Genomic DNA, 23,648 nt, shown 5'->3' with positions numbered 1-23,648 from the left:
GGGTGTCCTCCTCAAAGGAACACAGATGACGGGTTGGATATGGCGGGGACCGGGTGTCTGATCCGTCCGCCCCAGAGCTGCACCATCACCGGTGATTTCGACTGGCGCCCCTGAAGCACCGGGATTCACGCTGAAATTCGCTCACCATCCGGCAGCTTTTGCCGAACCTTGATCCGTCACCGGCCCCTGATGCCTCCGTATTCCTGCTCCGACCGCCGAACACGCCTATCTGGTCTGGCCCGGTTGAGGGTTGGAGCGCAGCAGCCGGGCCTGGCGGGGCTTGACCAGAACATGACCGAGCGTCGGGGTGAAGACAGGGCCGGTCGATGGTGCTTCATCGCTGTACGGGGATCGGGTGGCCGTCTCGGGTCACCCAGCGCATGAATCACACACCGTCCAACCCGAACCAGTCGGCCACCGGGTCTGGTGCGGATCCGGCCGCCACTCGGCGAATGGTTCCGCTGACCGTCTGGCTGTGTTCTGACACCACCACCGACGTCGGCGCCGCGCCCGAACCAAGCGCTGCTGGTAGCCGCGCCACAGACGGCGGCGCCACCTCGAGAAACCTGTGCCTATGGCACCGTCACGCGGTCGGTCGGGAACTGGCCCGGCACCTGATCACCACCTGCACCCGTGAGGGCGACCTGATCGCCGAAGGATTCACCGTGAACGAGGCCACCCTGGCCGCCGCCGCTGGACTTGGTCGGCACGCCATCGCGCTGGTCCCGCACTTCCCACTGGCCCAGCACGTCGGCGCCCGCCTGCGCGCGGGACTGTCCGAGCAGGAGTTGAAGCGGGTGCAGATGCGACCCGTCCGGCCCGATCAGATGGTCCGCGGACTGGCCGACCATCTCGGCGACGTCGCACTGGTCATTGCCGCTCCACCCTCTTACGAGGCTGGAGGCTACGCGCCGCGCACGATCAGGGAGCGCGGTTGCCCAGCATGCCGGGCCGTCCTGTGGCAGCTCACCAGCCAGCAACTCGGACTGTTCCTGGCCGCAGCGTGGAAGGTCCTGCGACCCGGTGGTGTCCTGGCGATCACCACCACCGCCCGTGCGCAGGCCGGGCGGCTGATCGACCCCGCCCCGCGCGTCATCCGCCAAGCCCAAGGCCTGGGATTCCGCTACGTCCAGCACGTCATCGCCCTGCGCGTTCCCATCGACGGAGACGCCCTGGTCGTCCAGGCCGGGCCCGCCGACCTGGCGCAGCTACGCGACACCCGCTCCAGAGCGATGCCTCCACCGGTGAACGTGCACGCCGACGTCTGCCTGTTCACCAAACCACGACGCGGCCAGGACGGAGACGCCCGATGAACCCAGACTCTGTCATCCCGAGAGGGTTGGCATCGGTGCTGGCGACCGGTCAGCAGCCCTCTCGCCTCCAGCGTCACGGCCGCTACACACCCGCCTCGATGCGGCACCCCGGCAAGATGCTGCCCGCCATCGCCTCCACCGTCATCGAGGCCTTCACCAGTCCCGGAGACCTGGTCATCGACCCGATGTGCGGAATCGGGACCACCTTGGTCGAGGCTATCCACCTCGGCCGCGACGCCGCCGGAGTGGAGTACGAACCCGACTTCGTCCACCTCACCTTGGACAACCTGTGCCACGCCCGGGCCCAAGGCGCCACCGGGAGATCACAACTGGCCTGCGGGGACGCTCGCAACATCACCACGATCTATAGAGACCTGCACGGTCGGGCGGCGCTGGTGCTCACCTCACCGCCCTACGGAGCTCACACCCACGGACATCTGCGCACCAACCGTGACAAGAGCGGCGTCAAGGTCACCAAATACCATCACCGCTATTCCACCGATCGCGGCAACCTCGCCCACCAGCCGCTTCCCGGCCTGCTTACCGGATTCGGGCGCATCCTCGCCGGCAGTGCCACACTCCTGCGGCCAGGCGGCGTGATCGCCGTGACCGCCCGCCCGATCCGGATCAAGGGCGACCTGATCGACCTGCCCGGCCAGATCATCGACACTGCCCACCATCACGACCTGGCTCTGACCGGCCGGTACGCCGCCCTCCTCGCCGGCTTGCGGGACGGCGGCCTGGTCAACCGGGCCTCCTTCTTCCAAATGCTCGAAACCCGACGTGCCCGCGATCGCGGTATCCCCGCATGCGCTACCGCTCACGAAGATCTGCTGCTTTTCCAACTCGCCACACACCTGCCCGAGGTGAGCCGATGACCGGTACCCGTCGCAGAAATGGGCACGGTAGGCGAGCACGAAACAATCGGGCCCTGGAGATAGTGGCCCTACTCCAACTCGGCCTGTGTGGACGCTGTGGCCGCGCCCGATACCTCTCCCGCCGTGTTGCCCGGCATGCCGCCCGTATCGCCGCTCCCGGTGTGCGGCTCCGCGCCTACCGGTGCGGCGACGCCTGGCATCTCACCAACCCGTCAGGACGTCCCCAGCTCATCACCCCGCCGGTCACCCTGCCGTCGACCAGTCGGGACCTCGCGAGGCCCGCCACTCGTCGAGTCTCTGCGGGGCACAACGGCAAGCGCCATAACGATCACCGTTCCCCCAGCCTTGTCCTTGGGCCTCAAGGTGTGCCGTCATACCTGGACCATCCCTGCGATCCCGACTACGGCTTCTGATGGTCGCCGAAACGGTGAGTGGACCGGAGAGGAGGGCGCAGGTAAGCGGCGAGCCACCCGAGCTGGACTGGCGACTTATTCTCGCTGAACCATCTGTCGAAGACGAACTCGCACGAGCACAGGCAGGCGTGATCAAGGAGGTGTTGGAATGGTGGGTGAATCACATAGCCCAATCCCACTCGACGTGTTCACCAGGGGAACCCAAAGCAGCCGATCCGCCAGGCTGACTGGCCCCGGTGGAGGATTCCGGCTAGACGGGCCGCTACGGGTGGCTTTCGCAGGACGGACCTCGACCGAGGACAAGCAAGATCCGACCCTGTCGCTCCCGCGGCAACTCGCCAACAGTCAGGCTGCGCTGAACAATGCACTGCCGGGGCGAGCCGTCATCATGGCGCATTTCTACGATATCGAGTCCGGGCGCAAGGACCTCGATGCACGTGGGTTCGGGCGAGGACACGAGCGGTTCAACATCTCGGTTCCGCGTGATGGCGGCATCCAGGACCTGCTCTTGGAGGCAGGCCAATCCGATCGGCGATTCGATGTGGTGATCTGTGAGTCCGTCGACCGGATCGCACGCCGTACCTACGTGGGAACACAGATCGAGAATCATCTCGAACGTCTTGGTATCCCCTTGTGGGCCTCCGATGAACCGATCGGCCTCAATGGCAAGCGCTCGTCTCAGGTATTGACGCGGCGAGTGAAGCAGGGGGTGGCCGAGTGGTTCGTCCTTGAGATGCTGGAGAAGGCTTGGGGCGGATTCGAGATCCATACCGAGCAGGGCTTCAACGTGGGGCGACCTCCGTATGGCTTTCTAGCGAAAAAAGTCCCTCACCCGGTCGCGGCGCGCCGCGAGCAGGGAGCGACCAAGCATGTCCTGGTTCCAGACCCGGTGTGCGGGCCGGTCGTTCAGGCGATCTTCGAGGTTCGTATTGCGGAACGTCTCGGATATCAGGCGATCGCTGACCTGCTCAACCTTGATCTGGAGCGGTACCCGGCTCCCATCGCCACGGCCAAGGCCCGGACAGTGGGCAGATGGACCTACTCCTCGGTCCGCGACGTCCTGTCCAATCCCAAGTACACCGGCTACATGGTGTGGAACCGCAGAGCCACCTCTTCGGCGGGAGGAAAAAACAACCCGCCTGAGGCTTGGGTGTGGTCCAGCGAACCCACCCACCCGGGCCTGGTCAGTATCAAGACTTTCATCGAGGCGCAGCAGGTCGCGCTGGTTCGGAGTCGGTCACGTAGCCGCTCCGGCCTGAACCCAAACACACAAGCCAAACGGACATACATCCTGCGGTCCTACATCTTCTGCGGGAATTGCGGACGCCGGATGTTCGGCAAGAACGATCGGGGACGGGTGTACTACGTCTGTAGCCCGAAACGCGCCCACCTGCCTGAAGGGCATCCGGCAGTGGTACGCGTCCGCGAAGAGCCCCTGATGGCGGGCCTGAACGACTTCTTCAACCGCGAGATCTTCGGTATTCATCGCCGGGAGCGCCTTCAGACGCTGCTCGTCCGGCTGGATGATCGACACCTGCGCGAACACGCGGCGCATGTCACGGCGCTGGAAGCCAAGATCGCGGATCTGGTGCGACGCCGGGGGCGGGTGCTGGACCCGCTCGAACAACTCGATGAACCCAGCCAGGCGTTCGTCCAGAACATCAACGAGCGCGCCGCTCAGATCGCCGCCGACATGGAAGCCACCCAGACCAAGCTCCGGGAACTGCGCAGTGCGGCGCCCGAGCGGCCCTGTCCCGAACTGCTGGACGCGCTCCCCGTCGGAGCGATCGACCTGGGGCGCGTTCCCGAACCGGTGCTGCGGCGGCTGCTGGATGTGTTCCGACTACGTATGCGGTACGACCGGACGGCCGATCTCGTGGAGTGCGAAGTCACCATCACATCCGAAACCGCGGGCACCCAGCACGACGCGGCATGCGCGGCGATCGACACCGGCGCGACGGAAGCGCGCGCCGGTCTAAGGCGTACCCCCTACCGGATTCGAACCGGCGCTACCGCCTTGAAAGGGCGGCGTCCTAGGCCGCTAGACGAAGGGGGCCCGGGGTGGCGGGGTGGCCGCCACTCGACCTGGTCAAGTGTAGGGGACAACCGGGGGGCGCGGGTAAGCGGTTATCGGCGTCCGGGGGACGGGCTGGTCGGCGGGGTGGTCGTGGGCTCGCCGGACGGGAACGGGGACGTGGGAGTCGGGGGCGGGGAGGGGGCCGGGGGCTTGATGGGGCGGTCGGGGTCGGGTTCCAGGTGGCGTTCGATCTGGGCGGAGGTGAGGCCGAGGCCGCCGAGGCGGAGGTCGTCCCAGCCCTGGAGGCGGTGGCTGGCGCGGCTGAAGTACAGGACGGAGAGTTCGATGGGGGTGGGCTGCTCCTTCTCCAGGCCGCGGAGGCCCGCGCCGCCGGTGGAGCCCTGGACGAAGAGGCGGGTGCCGGTGGGGAGGAGTTTGGTGGAGCGGGTGTGGGCGTGGCCGGAGAGGATGAGGGGGGTGAGGCCGGAGAACGCCTCGCTCTCGGCCGGGTCGTGGGCGACGGCGATGTCGGGGAGCCTGCCGGTGGCGCGGAGGCGGTCGGCGAGCGAGAGGCCCTCGGCGCGGAGCTGGTCGGCGCCGACGAAGTCGTCGCGGGTGCTCTTGTCGGGGGTGAAGCGGGGGTCGCCGACGCCGTAGATGTTCAGGCCCTCGACCGTGCGGGTGGCGTCGTCCAGGACGATGGCGTTCTTCTGGCGGGCGACGGCCTTCTGGGTGTTCTTGGAGTCGTGGTTCCCGCGGACGTAGACGTAGGGGACCTTGAGGTCGGAGATGTCGTTGGCGAACTTGTCCTCGGCCTTGGTGCCGTGGTCCATGAGGTCGCCGCTGTCGATGATGACGTCCACCTGGAACTGGGTGCTGACGGAGCGGATCACGTTCCAGGCGGCGGGGTTGATGTGGATGTCGGAGACGTGCAGGACGCGCAGCGTGGACGGGTCGGGCTCGTAGATCGGGAGGGTGGAGGTCGCCGCGTACAGCTTGGAGACGTTGCCGACGAGGTGGGCGAGCTGGGCGCGGTAGACGGAGAACCGGGCGGCGACGCTCTGGGTGTCGCCGACGACCTGGGGGGCGTTGGCCATCAGGCCGGTGTAGCGGGGTTCGGCGACCGACTGCGGGTTGAAGGTCAGCGCGGCGGTGAGGGCGAGCGCGACCAGGCCCGTCGCGGACGCGGCGAGGCTGACCAGGGCGCGCCGCCAGGAGCGGAACAGGGCGAGGGAGACGACGAAGCCGGCGGCCAGCGCGAAGGCGATCGCGCGGGCGAGCATGACGATCACGCCGTGCCGGATCTGCTCGGCGATCTGGTCGGTGACGCGGTCGAGTTCGGCGTCGTTCTCGATGAGCTTGCGCGCCTCCTCCGGGCGCAGGTCGGTGACGCGGGCCTGGAGGGAGACCGGGCCCCAGTGGGTGTCGAGGTGGAGGGCGCCGAGCGGCGGCAGCTTCAGCGTGGTGCCGCCGCCCCAGGACGGCGTGAACGAGAGTTGGACGTCGGTGGGGCCGACGGCGGTGGTGGCGTGCCCGCCGAGGAGCAGGCCCGCGTAGCCGCCGAGCAGGCCCACGGCGAGGACGAGGGCGAGCCTGGCCCAGCGGCCCGTCGCGGCGGCGCGGAGCCGGGGCCGGGCGGTGCGGAGCCGGTCGGCGGCGGTCAGGACGGTACGGACCGGGGTCCGCGACACAGGGCCTCCCTTGCACAATGGACGGTGTGATCGATATATCGAGGGAGGCGTTCGAGGACCTGGTCGGCGAGGCCCTGGACACCATCCCATCCGAGCTGACCGCCCGCATGCGCAACGTCGTCATCGTCGTCGAGGACGACGCGCCCGAGCGGGGGCTGCTCGGTCTCTATCAGGGCGTACCACTCACCGAGCGCGGCGACTGGTACGGCGGGGTCCTGCCCGATCACATCTCGATCTACCGTAACGAGATCCTGCGGATCTGCGACTCCGCGGACGACGTGGTGCGGGAGGTGCGGATCACTGTCGTCCACGAGATCGCGCATCATTTCGGGATCGACGACGAGCGGTTGCACGAACTCGGCTACTAGATTCGAGTAATTGGGCACTGTAGGTCACATAACTGCCACGCAGCGTGAGTTAATGGGGAGGGATGCCCAACCCAGGGAGCGTGCGTGACGGGAAGGCACAGTGGCCGGCATCGTCGTCCGCCGGAGGCGCAGGCGACGTACCGCGAGGTGTTCGCGGTGAGGGAGTTCCGCGCGCTGTGGCTGGCGCAGGTGCTGTCGTTCGTGGGCGACCAGCTCGCCCAGGTCGCGCTGGCCGTGCTCGTGTACGAGCATACGAACTCGGCGCTGCTGACCGCGCTGACGTACGCGCTGACCTATGTGCCGCCGATCGTGGGCGGGCCGGTGCTGTCGGGGCTCGCGGACCTCTTCCCGCGCCGGACGGTCATGATCGTGTGCGACGTGCTGCGGGCCGGGCTCGTCACGGTGATGGCGCTGGTGGCGATGCCCTTCTGGGGGCTGTGCGCGCTGGTGTTCCTGATGGTGCTGCTGGGCGCGCCGTTCACGGCGGCGCGCGCGGCCGTCCTGCCGGACGTGCTGGAGGGCGACCGCTACGTCGCGGGCTCGGCGATCAACAACATCACCCACCAGGCCACGCAGATGCTCGGCTTCCTGGCGGGCGGCGCGATCGTCGCGGCGGTCGGGACCTACGGGACGCTCGCGATGGACGCGGCGACCTTCGTGCTCTCGGCGGTGATCCTGGTCGGCGGGCTGGCGCCGCGTCCGGCGTCCAAGCGCCGGGAACGGGACTCGCTCGGGCTGTGGCGCGGCACGCGGGACGGCGCGCGCCTGGTCTTCGGCGACCTGACGCTGCGCGCGCTGGTGTCGTTCGCGTGGCTGTGCGCGTTCTACGTGGTGCCGGAGGGGCTGGCCGCGCCGTACGCGGCGACGTTCGGCGGCGGCGCGGCGACGGTCGGGCTGCTGATGGCGGCGATGCCGACGGGGATGGTGGCGGGGGCGTTCCTGTTCAGCCGGTTCGTCCGTCCGGCGAACCGGCTGCGGGCGATGGGGTGGATGTCGATGCTGGCGTGCCTGCCGCTGATCGGCGCGGGGGTGCGGCCGCCGCTGTGGGGCGTGGTGGTGCTGTGGGCGCTGTCGGGCGCGGGCAGCGCCTACCAGATCGCGGCGAACGCGGCGTACGTGGTGGCGGTTCCGGCGGAGGGGCGCGGGCAGGCGTTCGGGCTCGCCCAGTCGGGCCTGCTCGCGGGCCAGGGCTTCGGGATCCTGGTCGGCGGCGCCGCCGCGCAGGTCCTCGGGCCGGAGACCGTGGTCGCGTTCGCGGGCGTCCTCGGCCTGTCGGCGGCCACGACGCTGACCGTCACGTGGAACCAGATCCGCGGCGGTGTCATCGCGGCCATGCGCAAGGAGCCGCCGCCGGACGCCGCCCCCGCGGACGCCTCGGGCCGCGCGGCGCGTCCGCTCGCCGCGGGGCGGGCCGTCCGCCGCTCGGCCCCACTGCCCTGATCAGGTGTGGGAGCGGTTCTTGTTGACGGCGTCCTTGGTCTTGTTGACGGCGTCCTGCACGGTGGGGGAGTCGCTCGCCTTCTTCAGCAGGTCCTCCGCGATCGAGGTGGGCGCGCCCTCCTCGGGGATCAGCACCCAGCCGATGACGTAGAGCGCGATGCCCGCGCCGCCGAACAGCGTGAAGACGGCGATGCCCAGCCGGACGAGGTTCGCGTCCACGCCGAGGAACCGCGCCGCGCCGGAGCAGACCCCGGCGATCATGCGTCCGTCGCGGGTGCGGCGCAGCTGTTTGCCCGTGGTGGTGGTGCTCTTCTCGAAGTCCATGCCCCGATCATGCCCATTCGGGGCGTTCCCTGACATCGGGATTCGCCCTGATTCGTCCCTGACCCGCGCCCTGGCCCGGCGGAGGAGACCGGAGGCCGTAGCCTGGCGGCGACATCGGCCGCGAGGAGGATCCCCGCATGGACGTGCTGCGCGTCGACGACCTGCTCACCGGCGAGGAGCGGATGGTCCGCGACACGGTCCGGGCGTTCGCGGCGGAGCGGGTCGCGCCGCACGTGGCGGGCTGGTTCGAGGACGGGACCTTCCCCGTCCGCGAGCTGGCGCCCGAGTTGGGCGCCCTCGGCCTCCTCGGCATGCACCTCGGCGGCTACGGCTGCGCCGGGACGAGCGCGGTCGCCTACGGGGTCGCGTGCCGGGAGCTGGAGGCGGCCGACTCGGGGCTGCGGAGCTTCGTGTCGGTCCAGGGGTCGCTGGCGATGACGGCCGTCCACCGGTACGGGTCGGAGGAGCAGAAGCGGGAGTGGCTGCCGCGGATGGCGGCGGGCGAGGCGATCGGCTGCTTCGGGCTGACCGAGCCCGACCGGGGCTCCGACCCCGGCGACATGCGGACCCGCGCCCGCCGCGACGGCGCCGACTGGGTGCTGGACGGCACCAAGATGTGGATCACCAACGGGTCGGTCGCCGACGTCGCCGTGGTGTGGGCGCGGACGGACGAGGGCATCCGCGGCTTCCTCGTCCCCCGGGGCACGGCGGGGTTCACGGCGCGCGACGTCCACCGGAAGCTGTCGCTGCGCGCGTCGGTGACCTCCGAGCTGGTCCTGGACGGCGTGCGCCTGCCGGACGCGGCGCTGCTGCCCGGCGTGCGCGGGCTGAAGGGGCCGCTCGGCTGCCTGTCGGAGGCGCGGTTCGGGATCGTGTGGGGCGCGGTCGGCGCGGGCCGGTCCTGCTACGAGGCGGCCGTCGGGTACGCGAAGACGCGCGAGCAGTTCGGCAGGCCGATCGGGGCGTTCCAGCTCACGCAGGAGAAGCTCGCCTGGATGGAGGTCGCGCTCGGCCAGGCGGGGCTCGTCGCGCTGCGCGTGGGGCGGCTGAAGGACGCGGGGGAGGCGACCCCGCAGCAGGTGTCGTTCGGCAAGCTCGCGAACGTCCGCGCGGCGCTGGACGTCGCGCGCGAGGCCCGGACGGTGCTGGGCGCCAACGGGATCACGCTGGAGTATCCGGTGATCCGGCACATGAACAACCTGGAGAGCGTCCTCACCTACGAGGGCACCCAGGAGGTCCACCTGCTGACGCTGGGCAAGGCCGTCACGGGCCTCGACGCGTTCCGCTGACCGTCAGGAGAACGAGCCGGGCGGCGGCCCCTGCCACGGCCCGTGGCGGTTGCTCGGGACGCCGTTCGGCGGAGCCGGAGCGGGCGCCGGAGCCGGGGCGGGCGGCGCGGACGCGGGCGGGCCCGACGGCGGCGGCGCGGACGGCGGGAGCGGCCCGCGTCCCGGCCCCGGACGCGGCGGCACCGACGGGACCGGAGCGGGTCCGGGCTGTCCGGGATGGCCGGGGATCGGCGCGCCCGGCTGGACCCCGCCGCCCTGCGGCTGCCCGGGATGCGGGTCGACGCGCGGGAAGTGGTCGGAGCGCAGGTAGTTGTCGACGTTGCCCGGGATGTTGCGCAGCTCCCGGTTGCGCCACTCGTGCAGGACCGCCTGCGCGATCTCCTCCTCCGCCCGGACGGTCTGCTCGACCATCCGGGGGATGACGGCGTCGCGCGCCTCGCGGAGCAGCCGGGCCTGGGTGATGATGTCCTCGGCGTCCAGGATCTGCGCGTTCTGCTCGCGGCGGGCGCGCTCCTCGGCGACGCGGAGCTGCCGGTGCTCCTCGACCTCCAGGATCTCCTCGTAGAGGTTCTTCTTCGGCATGAGCGTGAGCAGCAGCTTCACGAAGATCGGCAGGCACTCGATCGAGGTGAACAGCAGGAGCAGCAGGAGGTGCGCCCACATCAGCGTGCTCTGCTGCTCGGTGAGCTCGTTCAGCGCCTTGATCCGCAGCAGGAGCCCGTCGGAGGTGGCGTTGCTGTCGGCGAAGCCCTCGTCGAGGCGGTCGCGCTGCTGCTGCGCGGCGGCCAGCTCCTTGCGGGCCTGCGGGAGCCGCTGCTTCGCGGTGGCGAGGTTCTGCTGGCGGGACGTGGAGCCCTCGCGCTGCAACTGGGCCTGGCGCGCCGCGATCTGGTCGCGGATGTTCTTGAGCTGGCCCTCGGCGTCGTCCAGCTCCTGCTTGCTCAGGCGCGCGAGGGGGCCGTCGCCGGCCGTGCACTGGCCGCCCTGCCCGCTGAGCTCGCAGCCGAGCTTCTTGCGGGCGGCGTTGACGCGCTTCAGCGCGTCGCCCTCCTGCTTGCGCAGCCCGGCGAGCGTCCGGTCGGCGTTCTGGTCGGTGCCGGTGTCGCCGTTGTTGCTGATGATCCCCTCAAGCCGCTTGGCCTCCGCGTCCAGCTTGGCGATCCGCTGACCGAGCTTGCCGGCCTCCGCGTTCTGCGCGTTGGAGTTGGCGGCCTCGGCCTTCATCTGCTCCAGCTGCACGTTGATCTCGGGCTTGAAGATCTGGAGGACCAGCGGGGTGGAGATGACGATGCCGATCAGCAGCGCGAACAGCAGCCGGGGCGCGGCGAGGTAGAACGCGTGGCGCTTGTGCTCCTGGCGCTGGATCGTGGTGACCAGCCAGCGGTCCAGCATCATGATCGCCAGACCCCAGAGCAGGGCGAACACCAGCGCGACCACCAGCGGCGCCTTGATCGCCATCGACAGCGCGAACGCCATCGAGACGGCCGCCATGCCGGCGGTGATGAGCACGGCCGCACCGATGCCCTGGTATTTCCCGCGCTCGGTGGGGCATTGCGCGAGAATTTCCGGCCGGGCGCCGGACAGCCAGATCAGCGGATGAAATCCGACCGTTCGCCTGGGGACACTCGTCATGGACGCTGCTTTCGGCGGAGAGTGGGAAGTCGGTCGAGGAGGGGGAATCGCCAGGTCACGGCGGTGCCGCGGGGGGCCGGAACCGGTGCCCGCGGCACCCGGGCGGACGGCGCGGAACCCAGCGTGGGCGAACGCATCACGGGCGAGCGCGTGAACGGGCCGGACGGCATCTGCCAGTGCGCCCGGGGCAGGCCGGGCGCCACGGCGAAGCGCGGCAGCCGCGGGCGGCGCCGCAGCAGCGGGCCCGTCGCGAACCGGCCGAACCGGGTTCGGGCCCCCACGATGACGGGCCTGTGGCGGACGAGGGCGGCCTCGTCGAAGATGACCCCCGGCGGGACGATCGTGGTGACCCGCGGCAGGGGCGGTAGCCGGGTGGGATCCCCATGGCTCGGAGGGTCCTCGTGAGCGCGGACCATGTCAGGTGGCCATTCCTGTTCATTCGGGCGAACGGGGTGGTGAGGAATGATGACCGGCTGCGGGGGCCGATTTGGCAGGATAGCGCGCGAACAAGAACGACTCCGCGTCACGGTGTGCGCACTCCCCGAACCTGACCGGATCCGGTCACCGCCCCCGAAAATACCCGAGCCGCCGCCAACAGTTTGTGTCACCTGCCATTAGTGCGAGGCAGGCAACCCCGTACAATCCGGCGCACTGGCAGGCGTCACCCGGTCACTCACCCATCCCCGATCCCCCCGAACGGTCGAATGCTCAACGTGGCTGAAACATGCGTGGGTACCCGCGCGCTCGGACCGGGCACGCGGTCGGTCGTGTGGGTCCAGGGGTGCCCGTTCCACTGCCCGGGGTGCCTGGCGCCCGAGTGGATCCCCGACCGTCCGGCGCGGTCGGTCGCGCCGGCCGAGCTGGCCGCCGAGCTGCTCGCCGACCCCGCCGTGACCGGCCTGACGTTCTCCGGCGGCGAGCCGATGGCGCAGGCCGCCGGGCTCGCGGAGGTCGCGCGGATCGCCCGCCGGGACCGTTCCGGCCTGACGTTGGTCTGCTTCACGGGGTACCGGCTCGAACGGCTTCGCAGCCGTCCGCCGAACGACGGGGTGGCCGCGCTGCTCGCCGAGGTGGACGTGCTCATCGACGGCCTGTACGTCGCCGAGCGCAACGACGACCGGGGCCTGCGCGGCAGCGCCAACCAGCGCGTCCACCACCTGACCGGTCGGCTGCGCGGGGCCGCCGAGGCGCTGGAGGGCGGGCCGCGCTCGGTCGAGGTCCGCGTCCGGACGGGCGAGACGCTCTACGTCGGCGTCCCGTCCCGCGCGCTCGCCGAGCTTTACCCGCCGGTAACCCTGGGTGACGAGGCGAACGCGACGGCCTCCCCGGGCGTCCAACCGCGGGGGACCGGTCTCCCTCGTGAAGGCAGAGGCTACGGGGACGGCGCGGAGGCGGGCCGCCGGACGCCAGGGAGGAGCGCGCGGTGAGCGGGGCGAAGCGGATCACGGTGGACGAGGGCGCCTGGCGCGAGGCGCAGACCGCGGCGCGGAAGCTGCGCCAGGTGCGCAGCGACATGCCCAAGCTGGTCGAGGCCGTCAAGAAGGAGCAGCGCGCGGAGCTGGACCGCACGTTCAACCAGGTGGAGGGGCGGCAGCGGCGCGTCGAGCAGGTCCTGACCGGGCTCAGCGACGAGGCGAAGCGGGCGGAGCTGCGCACCGCCAAGCGGCTGCGCGAGCAGTCCGACCGGCTGCGCGGGCAGATCGGCTCGGCCGTGGAGCAGCTCCGGGCCGAGCAGGACGAGCGGATCCGCACGGCGATCGAACGCGAGCGGGCCGAGCAGCGCGCCGAGATCCAGGAGCTCGGCCGGGAGCTGGACGGCATGCGCGCCGACCGCGACCGCGCGGCCGTCGCGGCCGGGAACGCGCTCGCCGACGCGCGGCTGATGCGCGACGCGATCCGCGCGGAGCTGCCGCACGAGCGGTTCGCGCCCGGACGGCTCGACCGGCTGGAGCGCCGCATCGCCACCGCCGAGGCCAACCTCGCGGCGGGGCTGGCGGCGGAGTCGCTGAGCCTGCTCCAGGAGACCTACCTCGACCTCGCGGAGCTGCGCGCCGACCTCGTCCTGCTCGACCAGGAGTGGCAGGCGGCGCGGCTCGCGGCGCTGGACGCGCTGACCGTCGTCGCCGAGCGGGTGCGGTTCAGCGCGGACCTCCCGGCGCCCGACGAGCGCGGCGAGCCGATCGACGGGCTGTCGTTCGACGTCGACCACTGGTCGGGCGGCGGCCTCGCCGAACTGCGCGCCGAGGTCGAGGAGCGCAGGGGCCGGGTCGGCGAGGGCACCGGGCTGACGACCGAGGAGCTGCGCGAGATCGTCCGCCGGGACGCGCCCGATCTGGAGCGCCGGCTGGAGGAGACCCTCTCCCACGCGACCGCCGCGCTGCTGGCCTCGCAGGCGCGCGTCAACGTCGCCGAGCAGGTCGTGGACGCCGTCGAGCACGCGACCGGGTTCTCCTGGGCGGAGAACGCCTACGCGGGCGACGACCAGCGCGCCGCGTTCTACAGCAAGCTCCGCCACCTCAACGACAACGAGATCGTCATCGAGGTCGCGCACGAGGAGGAGGACGGCGGACCGGGGACGCTCGCCGTCCGCATCCTGTCCTACGACCGCGACACCGCGTCGGAGGAGGAGCTGACGGAACGCGCGCGGGAGATAGCGACGAGCCTGCGCGATCGCGGCCTGCCGGTGGGCGAGCCGACCGCCGACGCCCCGCGCGCGGACCCGGCGCTCACCGACTTCGACTCCCTGCGCGCGGAGGGCACCGAGATCTCCGCGCGTGCCGGGGACGGCCGGTCCCGGCCGGGCGAGCGGCGTTGAAGGCGGGGGCGACGGAGCGGCCCGGGGGCACGGCCGCGGGGCGTCTGGCGGGGCTGCGCCGCGCGGCGGTCGACGGCGACCCGGTGATGATCGTGCACGGCCCCGGCGCCGACGACGCGTTCGTCGACGGCGCCTACCGCACGTTCGGGATCGAGGCCGCGCTGTGGGAGTCGCTGCACTCCGCCGGGTACGACGCGATCGTCTTCTACTCGCTGCACCGCAAGGTGTACTTCCGGGACGCGGAGTCGCGGCGGCTCGTCCGTCCGGACGCGGCGGCGGCCCGGCCGGTGGTGAACGAACCCCGGCGCATGCGGCCGGGGTTCGGCGGCCCGCTGGGCGACCGGGTGGTGACGCGGCCGCCCGCCCCCGCGCCGGAGGAGCCCGCCGCGAACTCGGGCATGTCCGACGCGCACGCGGTGATGACGCTCGACCACCTCATGCGCCAGGACGCCATGCGCGCGGCGGTCGTCGTGCTGCACGCCGAGGAGGTGCTGAGCCACACCGTCGCCGGACGGGCGCTCGCGACCGTGTTCGCCGAGTGGGTCGCCTACCGGGGCAGCGCCCGCAACAAGTGCGTGCTGGTGTCGCGGAAGGCGTCGCTCGCCGACGTCCGCGACTTCATCCGGGACGTGCGCGGCTTCCCGACGCTGGAGGAGTGGGCGCGGCGGCTCGCCGAGCGCGGCGGCGGCCCGGGTCGGGTCGGCGAGCCCGACGAGGAGGAGCTGGCGCGGCTCGTCCACGTGCAGCGGCTGGCCGGGCGGCCCCGGCTGCGGATCGGCGACTGGGCGGGGCTGGCGCAGACCGTCCGCGCGATGGCGGCGACGGCCGAGCCCGCGCGGACGTGGGAGCAGCGGCTGCGCGGCCTCGCCGCCGAGGACGTCCCGCTGGACGGCGCGGTGCTGCGCGAGCGGGGCTGGGTGACCTCCGCCGCGTCCGGCCACGAGGACGTGTGGCGGCGCCTCGACCGGCTGGCCGGGCTGGACGCGGTCAAGGAGCACCTCGCGGGCATGCGGCTGCTCATCGAGGCCGAGAACCGGATGCGCGCGGAGGGGCGCGGCACCGCCGACCCCGCCGCGCACCACCTGGTGTTCACCGGCAACCCGGGAACCGGCAAGACGACGGTCGCGCGGCTCGTCGGCGAGATGTACCGGGAGCTGGGCGTGCTGCGGCGCGGGCACCTGGTGGAGGCGACGGCCTCCACGCTGGTCGGCCAGTACGTGGGGGAGACCGCGCAGAAGACCCAGGCGGTGATCGACAGCGCGCTCGACGGGGTGCTGTTCATCGACGAGGCGTACATGCTGGCCGACCAGGCCGAGGGGTTCGGGAGCGACGCGATCGGCGTGCTGCTGACCCGGATGGAGAACGACCGGGGGCGGCTCGTCGTGATCGCGGCGGGCTACCCCGACCGGATGAAGGACTTCCTGGACGCCAACCCCGGGCTGCGCCGCCGCTTCCCCGAGGCCAACGTCATCGCGTTCCCCGACTACGACGCCGGCACGCTCGCGGGCATCGCGCTCGCGCGGCTCAGCGAGCAGGGCCTCACCTGGTCCCCGGAGACCGAGGACGACCTGCGCCGCGTCGTCGCGGGCATGCACCGCACGCGCGGCCCCGGGTTCGGGAACGCGGGCGCGATGCGCGACCTCGCCGACGACGTGAAACGCCGGTGGGTGCTGCGGACGCGCGCGGACGTCGACCGTCCGCTGGAGCCCGGCGACGTGCCCGAGCGACTGCGGGTGCACCTGCGCACGGCGGTGCCGGAGCTGCCCGTCCTGCTCGGCGAGCTGGACCAGATGATCGGCCTCGGCCCGGTGAAGAAGGCGATCCGCGACCTGGTCGCGCAGGTCCGGCTGAAGCAGCGGCGCGGCAGGGGCGAGGTGGTCGCGCCGCACCTGCTGTTCCTCGGCCCGCCCGGCACCGGCAAGACGACGGTCGCCCGGATCATCGGCCGGATCTTCCGCGACCTCGGGCTGCTCACCAGCGGGCACGTCGTCGACACCGGCCGCGCCGACCTCGTCGGCGAGTACATCGGGCACACCGCGCCGCGCACCCGCGAGAAGGTCCGCGAGGCGATGGACGGGGTGCTGTTCATCGACGAGGCGTACGCGCTGGCCAGGGGCGACGACGGCCGCGACTTCGGACGGGAGGCGCTCGACACGATCACCCAGGAGATGGAGAACCTGCGCGGCCGGATCACCGTGATCGCCGCCGGCTATCCGGACGAGATGCGGACGTTCCTCGCCGCCAACACGGGCCTGCGGTCGCGGTTCACGGTGCGGGTGGAGTTCCCCGACTACGCGCCCGAGGAGCTGGTGCGGATCCTGGAGAAGATGGCCGGGGCCGAGGGGTACCGCGTCCCGGACGCGACCCGCGCCCGCGCCCTCGCGTGGCTGGCCGCCGAGCGCCGCGCGCATCCGGGCGACTTCGGCAACGCGCGCGCCGTGCGGGAGCGGCTGCTCCCCGCGATGGAGGTGCGGCTCGCCGCCCGCACGGCCGACGCGCCCGACGCCGACGTCGACACCTTCCTGCCCGAGGACGTCCCCGACCTGCCCTCCGAGGGGGTGCCGCATGCCGACCGGTGACCAGCCCGCGGGCGACCGGCCCCCGGACGACCAGTCCGCGGGCACGGGCGCCATGATGCGGGCGCGCCCGGGATGCCCGGTGTGCGGGTGCCCGATCAAGAGCGAGGAGGCGGGCTGCTCGGAGTGCCGGTGGCCGCTGCACGGCGAGTGGCGGTTCGGCGTCCCCGACCCGGCGTTCGCGCGCGACTTCGAGGAGCGGCTCGCGGCGGCGCGCCGCGAACGCGACCTGCTGGCCGTCGTCCGCGCGGGCCTCGCCGACGACCTGTTCGTCCGGGGCGGCACGCCGACCCCGCAGGAGTGGGTGCGCGCCAGGCAGGCGGTGGACGCGCCGCCGATGCCCGACGCGGCGCTCCAGTCCGTGCTCGGGAACGCGCTGCACCGGATGCGGCCGGGCCGGGGCCTGGTCGTCGCCGAGATCGGCGCCGACCACGGGCTGAGCGTCACCCGCGTCGTGCTGGACGAGCTGATGATCCCGCGCGGGTACGACGCCCCCGAGGTCACCCCGTGGGAGACGCTGCTGCCGTTCCTGTCCCGCGACCCCGGCGAGCGGCGCTTCCAGCTCGCGGGCGGGCTCGCCGACCTCGACCGCGACACGCTGTGGCGGGCGCTGCGCGACGGCCTGCCGCCGCGGCTCGACGAGCCCGGCGACGACGTCGTGCTCGCCTACCGGGAGATCGGCTGGCCGGTCCCCGACCGGGCCGTGCGGCTGCTGCGCAAGCGGCACCAGAACGCCGAGGTCGTGCCCGCCGGGGAGTCGAGCGCCCGCGACCTGCTCGGCCCGCTGATCGCCACGCTGCCCACGCGGCACGACGTGGGCCTGCTCGCGGCCGGGGTCGAGCCCGGCACGCGCCGGGTGAGCCCCCGGCTGATCCCGCTGTTCCCCGCCGGGACGCCCGCCGGGACGGTCCGGACGCTGCGGCTGGAGAGCCCGCCGGGCGCCGCCGAGACGACGGTGCTCGCGGCCGTCGCCGCGAGCGCCGAGCACTGGACGCTGCTGACGGCCGGCGCGGTGCCGCTGCCCGCCGACGTCCGGTTCGTGCTGGAGGGGCCGGGCCGGGTGGGCATCGCCGAGCCCGCCGACCCGGCGCCGGTGACCGAGCGCCTGCCCGAACTGCTGGACGGCCTGCCCGAGCGGCTGGAGATCCTCACCGAGCCCGTCGACCTGATCTGCGCGGTCGAGCTGGGCGGCGTGGACGAGCTGGTCCGGCGCAGGCTCGGGCTGCTGCGCGAGCTGGTCTCGACCGTGGACGCGACCTACCCCGGCTCGGGCCTCCTGCGGGTGGCGGTGCTCGGGTACCAGGACCACGCCTACGGCCGCGGCAAGGAGGGGCGCAGGCCCGTCCTCGGCGGCTGGCTCGACACCCCCGCCACCGCCGTCGCGGGCCTGGCGCGGCTGCGCCCGAGCCCGGTCGAGTACCCGGAGGCGGCGCCGGTCGAGGACGCCCTGCACGAGATCGCCGAGCGCCTCTTCCGCCACCGCGCACCCGGCCGCCCGGCGCGGACCATCCTGCTGACCGTCGGCGGACGGCCGCCGCACCCGCCCGTCCAGGGCGACGACGACGTCCTGCCCTGCCAGTTCGAGCGGAGCTGGCCGTCGGCCCTCGGCGCCATCACCCACGCGGGCGTCGCCTGCGCGGCCGTCCTGCACGATGCCGCTCTCCGCGACCACCCCGTCTGGGACACCCTCGGCGCGGCGGGCGTCCACGACCTCGACGACATCGACGCGCGGCGGCTCGGGGTGGGGCTCGGCCTGCTCCCGTCCGCGCCGCAGACACTCAACCTTCCCCTGGCCGATCTGGAACGAGGTGCCCGGTGACCACCCCTTCGCAGTTCTCCCCGCCGCCGCAGAACGCGGCGCCCGGACAACCGGTGCCCCCGCCCCCGGACATCGCCCAGCCCCAGCGGCAGTTGCGGCGCATCGGGCTGTGGGGCGCGCCGCAGAGCGGCAAGACCACGTTCCTCGCCGCGCTCCAGGTCGCGGTGCTGCGCACCTCCGGCGACTGGATGCTCTACGGCGTGAACGAGGAGTCCAACGACTTCCTCGACACCCAGACCGGGATGCTCACCCAGCACCGCCGGTTCCCCGCCGCGACGAGGTTCTCCGAGGCGCTGAGCTGGACGCTGCGCGGCACGACCCAGCAGCCGACCGGCAAGCGGTTCGGGAAGAAGTTCCGGGACGTGCCGATCGAGGTCAACATCGACCTGCTCGACTCGCCCGGCGCCGTCCACGCGAGCAAGTCCGTCCCGGGTGAGGCGATGGCGCCCTCCGGCGGCGACGACAACCTCGGCTTCGACGACGACCAGGAGGAGGAGCAGGGCGACTCCGACGAGGACCGCATCATCGAGCACCTCGCGGGCTGCGACGGGATCGTCTACCTGTTCGACCCGACCCGCGAGCGCCGCGAGGGCGACTCCTACAGCTACTTCCAGCGGACGCTGCTCAAGCTGTCCCGCCAGGTGTTCCGCGACCGCGGCTCCAAGGACGCGAAGCTGCCGCAGCACCTCGCCGTCTGCGTCACCAAGTTCGACGCGCCGGAGGTGTTCCGGCGGGCGCGGGTCGGCGGGTACCTCACCTACGACGACAGCCCGCAGATGCTCCCGCGCGTCCGCGAGGACTCGGCCGGGCACTTCTTCTCCGAGCTGTGCAAGGACTCCAAGGTGGGCAACGCCGACCTCGTCCTCAACAGCATCCAGAAGTACTTCCACCACGAGCGCGTGCGCTACTACGCGACGTCCGCCGTCGGCTTCTACATGGGCGAGTCCGACCGGTTCACCGAGAACGACTACTGGAACATCAACAAGAGCGCCGACGGCAGCGTCGAGATCCGCGGCAAGGTGTGGCCGATCAACGTGGTGGAGCCGATGCTGTGGCTCGGCAACAGGCTCGACGGAGAGACACCGCAATGGTCCAGGTGACCGCCGGCTGGGCGCTTTCGGGAAAGCGGCCCGGCAGCAGTGACGACTACGGCGTGCTGAACTGTAGCCGCGAGCCGTTCAGCAAGGCGAGCTTCGGGCGGATCCTGCGCCAGTACGGGCTCGGGACGCCGCCCGCGCACCGCACCGGCGAGGGCGCGCTGCCCTGGGTGACGGTGAGCTGGGTCGGTGAGGCGCCGGACCGCTACCTCGGCATGTCGATCGAGGACTGGACCGAGCACCGGGACGGCTCGGGCCGCCCGGTCGCGTTCACCAAGTACATCTGCGTCCCCTACCGGGACGTGCAGGCGACGCCCGTCTCCTATGCGGCGCTCTACCGCGAGCTGAACCGCCTCGAACTGCCGATGGACGGCCCGGAGGGCGACCTCGTCACGCTCTCCCCGTCGGAGTACTCCGCCGCCGACCTGGCCCGCGACATCGACCGGTTCGACCGGAAGAAGGTCATGGGGACGGCCGCGCTGCTGCTGGACGGCCGGGTCGACATCGTCGGCGCGGGCGAGGCGTCCCTCCAGGACAGGCTCGCGTTCCTGGACGCGGTGGCCGCGCTGCTCCCCTACGGGTACCGGGCCGACTTCACGGGCGCGACCTGGGCGACCGGGTCCGCCAACAAGATCCGGCTCGCGTTCCTGCGCCGCGCCCGCGACAACGCGAACGAGGTGGGCTGGCGGAACCAGGGCGAGCGCATCCCGCCGTCCCCGACGGCGGGCCACTACCTCCAGTGGCTGGACCGGCTGCTGAGCCGCCGGGACCTGCCCTGGCTCGTCGGATACCTCGCGGGCGGCGCCGAACCGTGCGACTTCAGCGACAAGAGGAGCGCCGTCCAGCACCTCGCGGACGTCGAGTGGCCGCAGCAGGTCGCGCGCTACGCCGAGGAGAGGCGCCAGGGGAAGGAGGAGGACGCGCGGCGGCTGCTGCTGAGCCCCCGGCGCGACGAGATCTCGCCCAGCGCGCAGGGCCGCGTGCTCGCCTACCTGATCCGCGCCGCGGAGCCGGGCGACCTGAAGCTGATCGGGGAGCGCTGGGACCAGGTCGCCGCGACCGGCGGCTCGGAGCTGATCGAGGCGCTGGTGGACGCGGCGGCGAGGCTGCTGTGGCGGGAGGAGCCCGACAAGCGCGTCTCCGACTACGTCAGGCTCGCCCGGGAGCGGCGGCTCACCGACCAGTTCCTCGCGGGCGTCGTGGAGGCCCTCCGCGTCCCCGGGTTCACCGGCGGGGCGGCCAAGCACCGCGCCGCGCTGGACATGGCCGCCGACCTGATCCGCGACCATGTCGACCCGTCCGCCCCGGCGTGGGCGAACTCCAAGCTGCTGGCGGAGCTGACCAACGAGAGCCGGCTGGCCGCCCGGCTGCTCGTGGCCGAGCCCGGCGGGGCCGACCGGGTGCGGGCGTGGGTCCGCTGGCTCGGGTCCGGGCGGAGCGACGCGCTGCCGGGCTTCGGCGAGCTGCTCGCCGGGAGGGAGATCTCCCTCAAGGACTTCCGCGGCCTGATGAAGGGCGCGCCCGAATGGGCGGCGGCGCTCGTCCAGGTCGCCGGGCGGCTCGGCCGCCTGGAACCCGTCATGCCCGCGCTGATCGGCTGGATGAAGGGGCAGCCGGAGATCAGCCTGGCGGCCCGCGAGTTCGTCAAGAAGACGTTGAGCCAGATGGAGTCCGAGGAGCCCGGTGGATGGGGCGCGGCGGACGTCGTGCTGCTCACCGTCGGGGCGCCCTGCGTGCACCTGAAGAAGGCGGTGCTGCTCCCCGACCCGGCCACGTATCACAGCGGTTTCGTCTGGGCCTGGCAGCGGGTCCGCCAGGACCGCGGCATGGCGGCGACGTTCATCCGGGAGCTGGCCTCGGCGCTGCGGGACCAGCGTCCCTGGGCGGGCGGCCCGGCCCGCGCGGACACGGTGATCAACCTGGTCAGGGCCGTCATCGTCGAGGACGAGGGGCTGGACTGGACGATCCTGCGGACGGTCCTGGACACCGAGCCGTCCGACCCCGCGCTGGAGGGCAGGCCCGCGTTCGTCGAGCTGCGCAGGCTGCTCCGGGAGAACCAGGGCAGGTTCGAGCCGGTGTTCGCTCCCGCCCTCGGCGCCACGCCGGACGGCTTCACCTCGGACGGGTACGCCTCGGACGGTTTCGCGTCGGACGGCATGCCCCCGCCCGGCCCGCCGCCGCCGTCGCTGGGCGCGCCCGCGCTGGAGGGGCTGGGACGGCTCGCCTCCGATGCCGACGTGGACACGGTCGCCGACTTCTACATGCGCGCCATGCGCCCCCTCGAAGCCAACGTGGCGAACGCCACCGCCGCGATCAAGGCCGTGGCCGCCGCCGGCCGCCTGCTCAAGGGCGCCGAGGCGCACACGGTCGTGCTGCGGGTCTGGGGCTCGAACGTGGACGGCAGCAACTACCAGTGGGCCGACAAGCAGGCGCGCCTGCTGGTCGAGGCCATCGCCCAGGGCGCGCTCGGGTCGGCCGTGGCCCGCGACTTCGCCGACGCGCTCGCCGGCCACGCCAGCCAGGAGATCAGCTACCAGCTGCGGCTGCTGGAGGCGGTCAGCTCCCACGCGCCGTTCTGGGAGATGCCCCCGCAGGTCCGTACCCGCCTGGAGGAGTGCAAGGCCACCATCGAGCGGCTCGCCAAGTCAGGCCGCGGCGGGCTGTTCGGCCTCGGACGGCGCGGCAAGTCGGGCGACGGATGACGGGGCCGGTGGCGGTCGCGCTGGACGTGGGAACGGCGACGACGAGGATCGCGCTTTCCCAGCGGAGCGGCGTGCCCGTCGTCGAGTCGCGCCCGACGCCGCGCGGCGACCTCGCGATCTTCCTGTCCAAGCTGCTGGAGTCGGGCAGGAAGCGGGCTCCGGGCACGATCGGCCGGACGACGGTCACGGTCCCCGAGTCATGGCTGGACGGGACGCCCTACGGCATCCGCGCCTACGAGCGGCTGCGCTGGACCCTGCTGGAGGAGCTGGGCTGGCCCGACGTCGCCTGGCTGAGCCAGGCCGCCTGCGTCGCCGCCGACGCGCTCGCGCGGGCGGGCCGCCCCGCCGAGGGCTCGGTGCTCGTCTGCGACCTCGGCGCCCGCACGACCGGCGCCGCGCTGTGCGAAGCCGCCGGCGGCACCCTGCGCGTCACATCGGTCGCGGTCGCCGAGGGCGGCGGACGCGCGTTCGATACCGCGGTCGCCGCGTCGGCGCCGAGCCTGCCCGTGTCCGCCGCCCCCGCCGCGTCGTCGGCGACCGCCGTCGGCCCCACCGCCGGGTTCGCGGAGCTGTTCGAGGGCGCGCGGGCGCGGCACGGGCGCCGCGCCGCCGTCGTCCTGCCGCGCGCGTGGTCGCATCCCCGCTACCGGGACGCGCCCGTCTACCGGGTCGGTGACGCCGACGTCACCGCCGGGACGCTGATCTCCGCCTTCTCCGCCACCGCGACGGCGCTGCGGAGCGTCGTCGCCCGCGCCCTCGCCGGCTCCGCGCCGCCCCGGGCGATCGCGGTCTCGGGGAAGTTCGGCGTGTTCCCCCTGGTCAGCCGGGTCCTGATGGACGAGCTGGCGCCGCCTGAGCCGCCGATGGTGCTCGGCCCGGCCGCCGCCGTCCGGGGCGCGCTGCGGATCGCGGCCGGGGGGATGGCGGTCGCGGGGCCCGAGCGCCCGTCGGTCGTCCTGCCGCTGCACCGGCTCCGGCACGGGCTGCTGGAGGTCCGGGAGGTGCCGCTCGACCCGTCGGCGGAGTTCGCCGTCCAGGACGGCTACGCGGTGCTGGTCGAGGTCCCCGCCGAGGGCCCGAAGCTGTTCGCCGTGAAGGTGGACGGGCGGGACGTGCCGGTCAGGCTGCCCGGCCTCGCGCCCGGCCACTACCGCGTCGGGCTGCGCCCGTCCCACGCCTGCCCCGGCGTGCTCGTCCTCGCCCCGGCGGCCGGCGGCGAGCCCCGCCACTACCCGATCGACCCGGACGGGACCGGGGAGAGATGATCCACAGGG

15 protein-coding genes, 1 tRNA gene and 1 pseudogene are annotated in these 23,648 nt (G+C 72.6%); 13 read left to right on the top strand and 4 right to left on the bottom strand.

All coding sequences use genetic code 11. From position 1 onward, the window contains the following. Positions 1–452 precede the first annotated feature (452 nt). The 3 genes and pseudogenes from GNZ18_RS01880 to GNZ18_RS43960 all read left to right on the top strand — a co-directional run. On the top strand, positions 453–1,313 hold the full coding sequence (locus tag GNZ18_RS01880) for a hypothetical protein (protein WP_156214312.1): 861 nt from the start codon (positions 453–455) through the stop codon (positions 1,311–1,313). Beyond that, positions 1,310–2,191, top strand: coding sequence for a TRM11 family SAM-dependent methyltransferase (locus GNZ18_RS01875; RefSeq protein ID WP_156214311.1), 882 nt, complete (start codon positions 1,310–1,312; stop codon positions 2,189–2,191). The genes GNZ18_RS01880 and GNZ18_RS01875 overlap by 4 nt, the downstream gene beginning before the upstream one ends. Before the next feature lie 561 nt (positions 2,192–2,752). Further along, positions 2,753–3,976: pseudogene (locus GNZ18_RS43960) on the top strand (recombinase family protein); the annotation flags it as partial. A 611-nt stretch (positions 3,977–4,587) separates the two neighbouring features. Here GNZ18_RS43960 and GNZ18_RS01860 read toward each other — a convergent pair. Both GNZ18_RS01860 and GNZ18_RS01855 read right to left on the bottom strand, forming a co-directional pair. After that, a tRNA-Glu gene (locus tag GNZ18_RS01860) sits at positions 4,588–4,660 on the bottom strand. Between the two features lie 71 nt (positions 4,661–4,731). Next, positions 4,732–6,312, bottom strand: a complete 1,581-nt coding sequence (locus tag GNZ18_RS01855; protein ID WP_308165881.1) for a metallophosphoesterase family protein — start codon at positions 6,310–6,312, stop codon at positions 4,732–4,734. Between the two features lie 17 nt (positions 6,313–6,329). On the opposite strand from GNZ18_RS01855, the gene GNZ18_RS01850 reads away from it, so the two are divergent. Continuing rightward, on the top strand, positions 6,330–6,680 hold the full coding sequence (locus tag GNZ18_RS01850) for a metallopeptidase family protein (RefSeq protein WP_156214308.1): 351 nt from the start codon (positions 6,330–6,332) through the stop codon (positions 6,678–6,680). 156 nt (positions 6,681–6,836) lie between these two features. Then, positions 6,837–8,120 carry an MFS transporter gene (locus GNZ18_RS01845; RefSeq protein ID WP_312874246.1) on the top strand — a complete coding sequence of 428 codons (1,284 nt, stop codon included), beginning with the start codon at positions 6,837–6,839 and terminating at the stop codon, positions 8,118–8,120. On the opposite strand, the gene GNZ18_RS01840 is transcribed toward GNZ18_RS01845, so the two are convergent. Beyond that, positions 8,121–8,444, bottom strand: coding sequence for a PspC domain-containing protein (locus GNZ18_RS01840; protein WP_156214307.1), 324 nt, complete (start codon positions 8,442–8,444; stop codon positions 8,121–8,123). Positions 8,445–8,581: 137 nt separating this feature from the next. Between GNZ18_RS01840 and GNZ18_RS01835 the strand changes: the two genes are divergently transcribed. Further along, on the top strand, positions 8,582–9,733 hold the full coding sequence (locus GNZ18_RS01835; protein WP_156214306.1) for an acyl-CoA dehydrogenase family protein: 1,152 nt from the start codon (positions 8,582–8,584) through the stop codon (positions 9,731–9,733). A 3-nt stretch (positions 9,734–9,736) separates the two neighbouring features. Here GNZ18_RS01835 and GNZ18_RS01830 read toward each other — a convergent pair whose 3' ends face one another. Continuing rightward, the gene (locus tag GNZ18_RS01830) at positions 9,737–11,365 is read right to left on the bottom strand and encodes a DUF4407 domain-containing protein (RefSeq protein ID WP_156214305.1); all 1,629 of its coding nucleotides are present in this window, start codon (positions 11,363–11,365) and stop codon (positions 9,737–9,739) included. A 713-nt stretch (positions 11,366–12,078) separates the two neighbouring features. On the opposite strand from GNZ18_RS01830, the gene GNZ18_RS01825 reads away from it, so the two are divergent. From GNZ18_RS01825 to GNZ18_RS01795, 7 genes are read left to right on the top strand one after another with little or no spacing between them, the layout of a single operon-like run. Continuing rightward, complete coding sequence (locus tag GNZ18_RS01825) at positions 12,079–12,792, top strand: 4Fe-4S single cluster domain-containing protein (protein ID WP_214616231.1); 714 nt, start codon at positions 12,079–12,081, stop codon at positions 12,790–12,792. Then, positions 12,789–14,180 carry a coiled-coil domain-containing protein gene (locus tag GNZ18_RS01820; RefSeq protein ID WP_156214303.1) on the top strand — a complete coding sequence of 464 codons (1,392 nt, stop codon included), beginning with the start codon at positions 12,789–12,791 and terminating at the stop codon, positions 14,178–14,180. The genes GNZ18_RS01825 and GNZ18_RS01820 overlap by 4 nt, the downstream gene beginning before the upstream one ends. After that, positions 14,177–16,759, top strand: a complete 2,583-nt coding sequence (locus GNZ18_RS01815; RefSeq protein WP_156214302.1) for an AAA family ATPase — start codon at positions 14,177–14,179, stop codon at positions 16,757–16,759. The genes GNZ18_RS01820 and GNZ18_RS01815 overlap by 4 nt, the downstream gene beginning before the upstream one ends. After that, positions 16,746–18,575: a serine/threonine-protein kinase gene (locus GNZ18_RS01810; RefSeq protein WP_156214301.1), complete on the top strand. Its 1,830-nt coding sequence runs from the start codon at positions 16,746–16,748 to the stop codon at positions 18,573–18,575. Before GNZ18_RS01815 ends, GNZ18_RS01810 begins: the two co-directional genes overlap by 14 nt. Next, positions 18,572–19,675: a hypothetical protein gene (locus GNZ18_RS01805; protein ID WP_156214300.1), complete on the top strand. Its 1,104-nt coding sequence runs from the start codon at positions 18,572–18,574 to the stop codon at positions 19,673–19,675. The genes GNZ18_RS01810 and GNZ18_RS01805 overlap by 4 nt, the downstream gene beginning before the upstream one ends. After that, positions 19,663–22,374, top strand: coding sequence for a hypothetical protein (locus GNZ18_RS01800; RefSeq protein WP_156214299.1), 2,712 nt, complete (start codon positions 19,663–19,665; stop codon positions 22,372–22,374). Before GNZ18_RS01805 ends, GNZ18_RS01800 begins: the two co-directional genes overlap by 13 nt. Next, on the top strand, positions 22,371–23,639 hold the full coding sequence (locus GNZ18_RS01795; protein WP_156214298.1) for an acetate and sugar kinases/Hsc70/actin family protein: 1,269 nt from the start codon (positions 22,371–22,373) through the stop codon (positions 23,637–23,639). The genes GNZ18_RS01800 and GNZ18_RS01795 overlap by 4 nt, the downstream gene beginning before the upstream one ends. Positions 23,640–23,648 lie beyond the last annotated feature (9 nt).

This window comes from Actinomadura litoris, assembly GCF_009733595.1.
In the GTDB taxonomy this organism is placed as follows: Bacteria; Actinomycetota; Actinomycetes; order Streptosporangiales; family Streptosporangiaceae; genus Spirillospora; species Spirillospora litoris.
The sequence above is the reverse complement of the archived record's forward strand: the minus strand, read 5'-3'. Positions and strand labels throughout refer to the sequence as shown.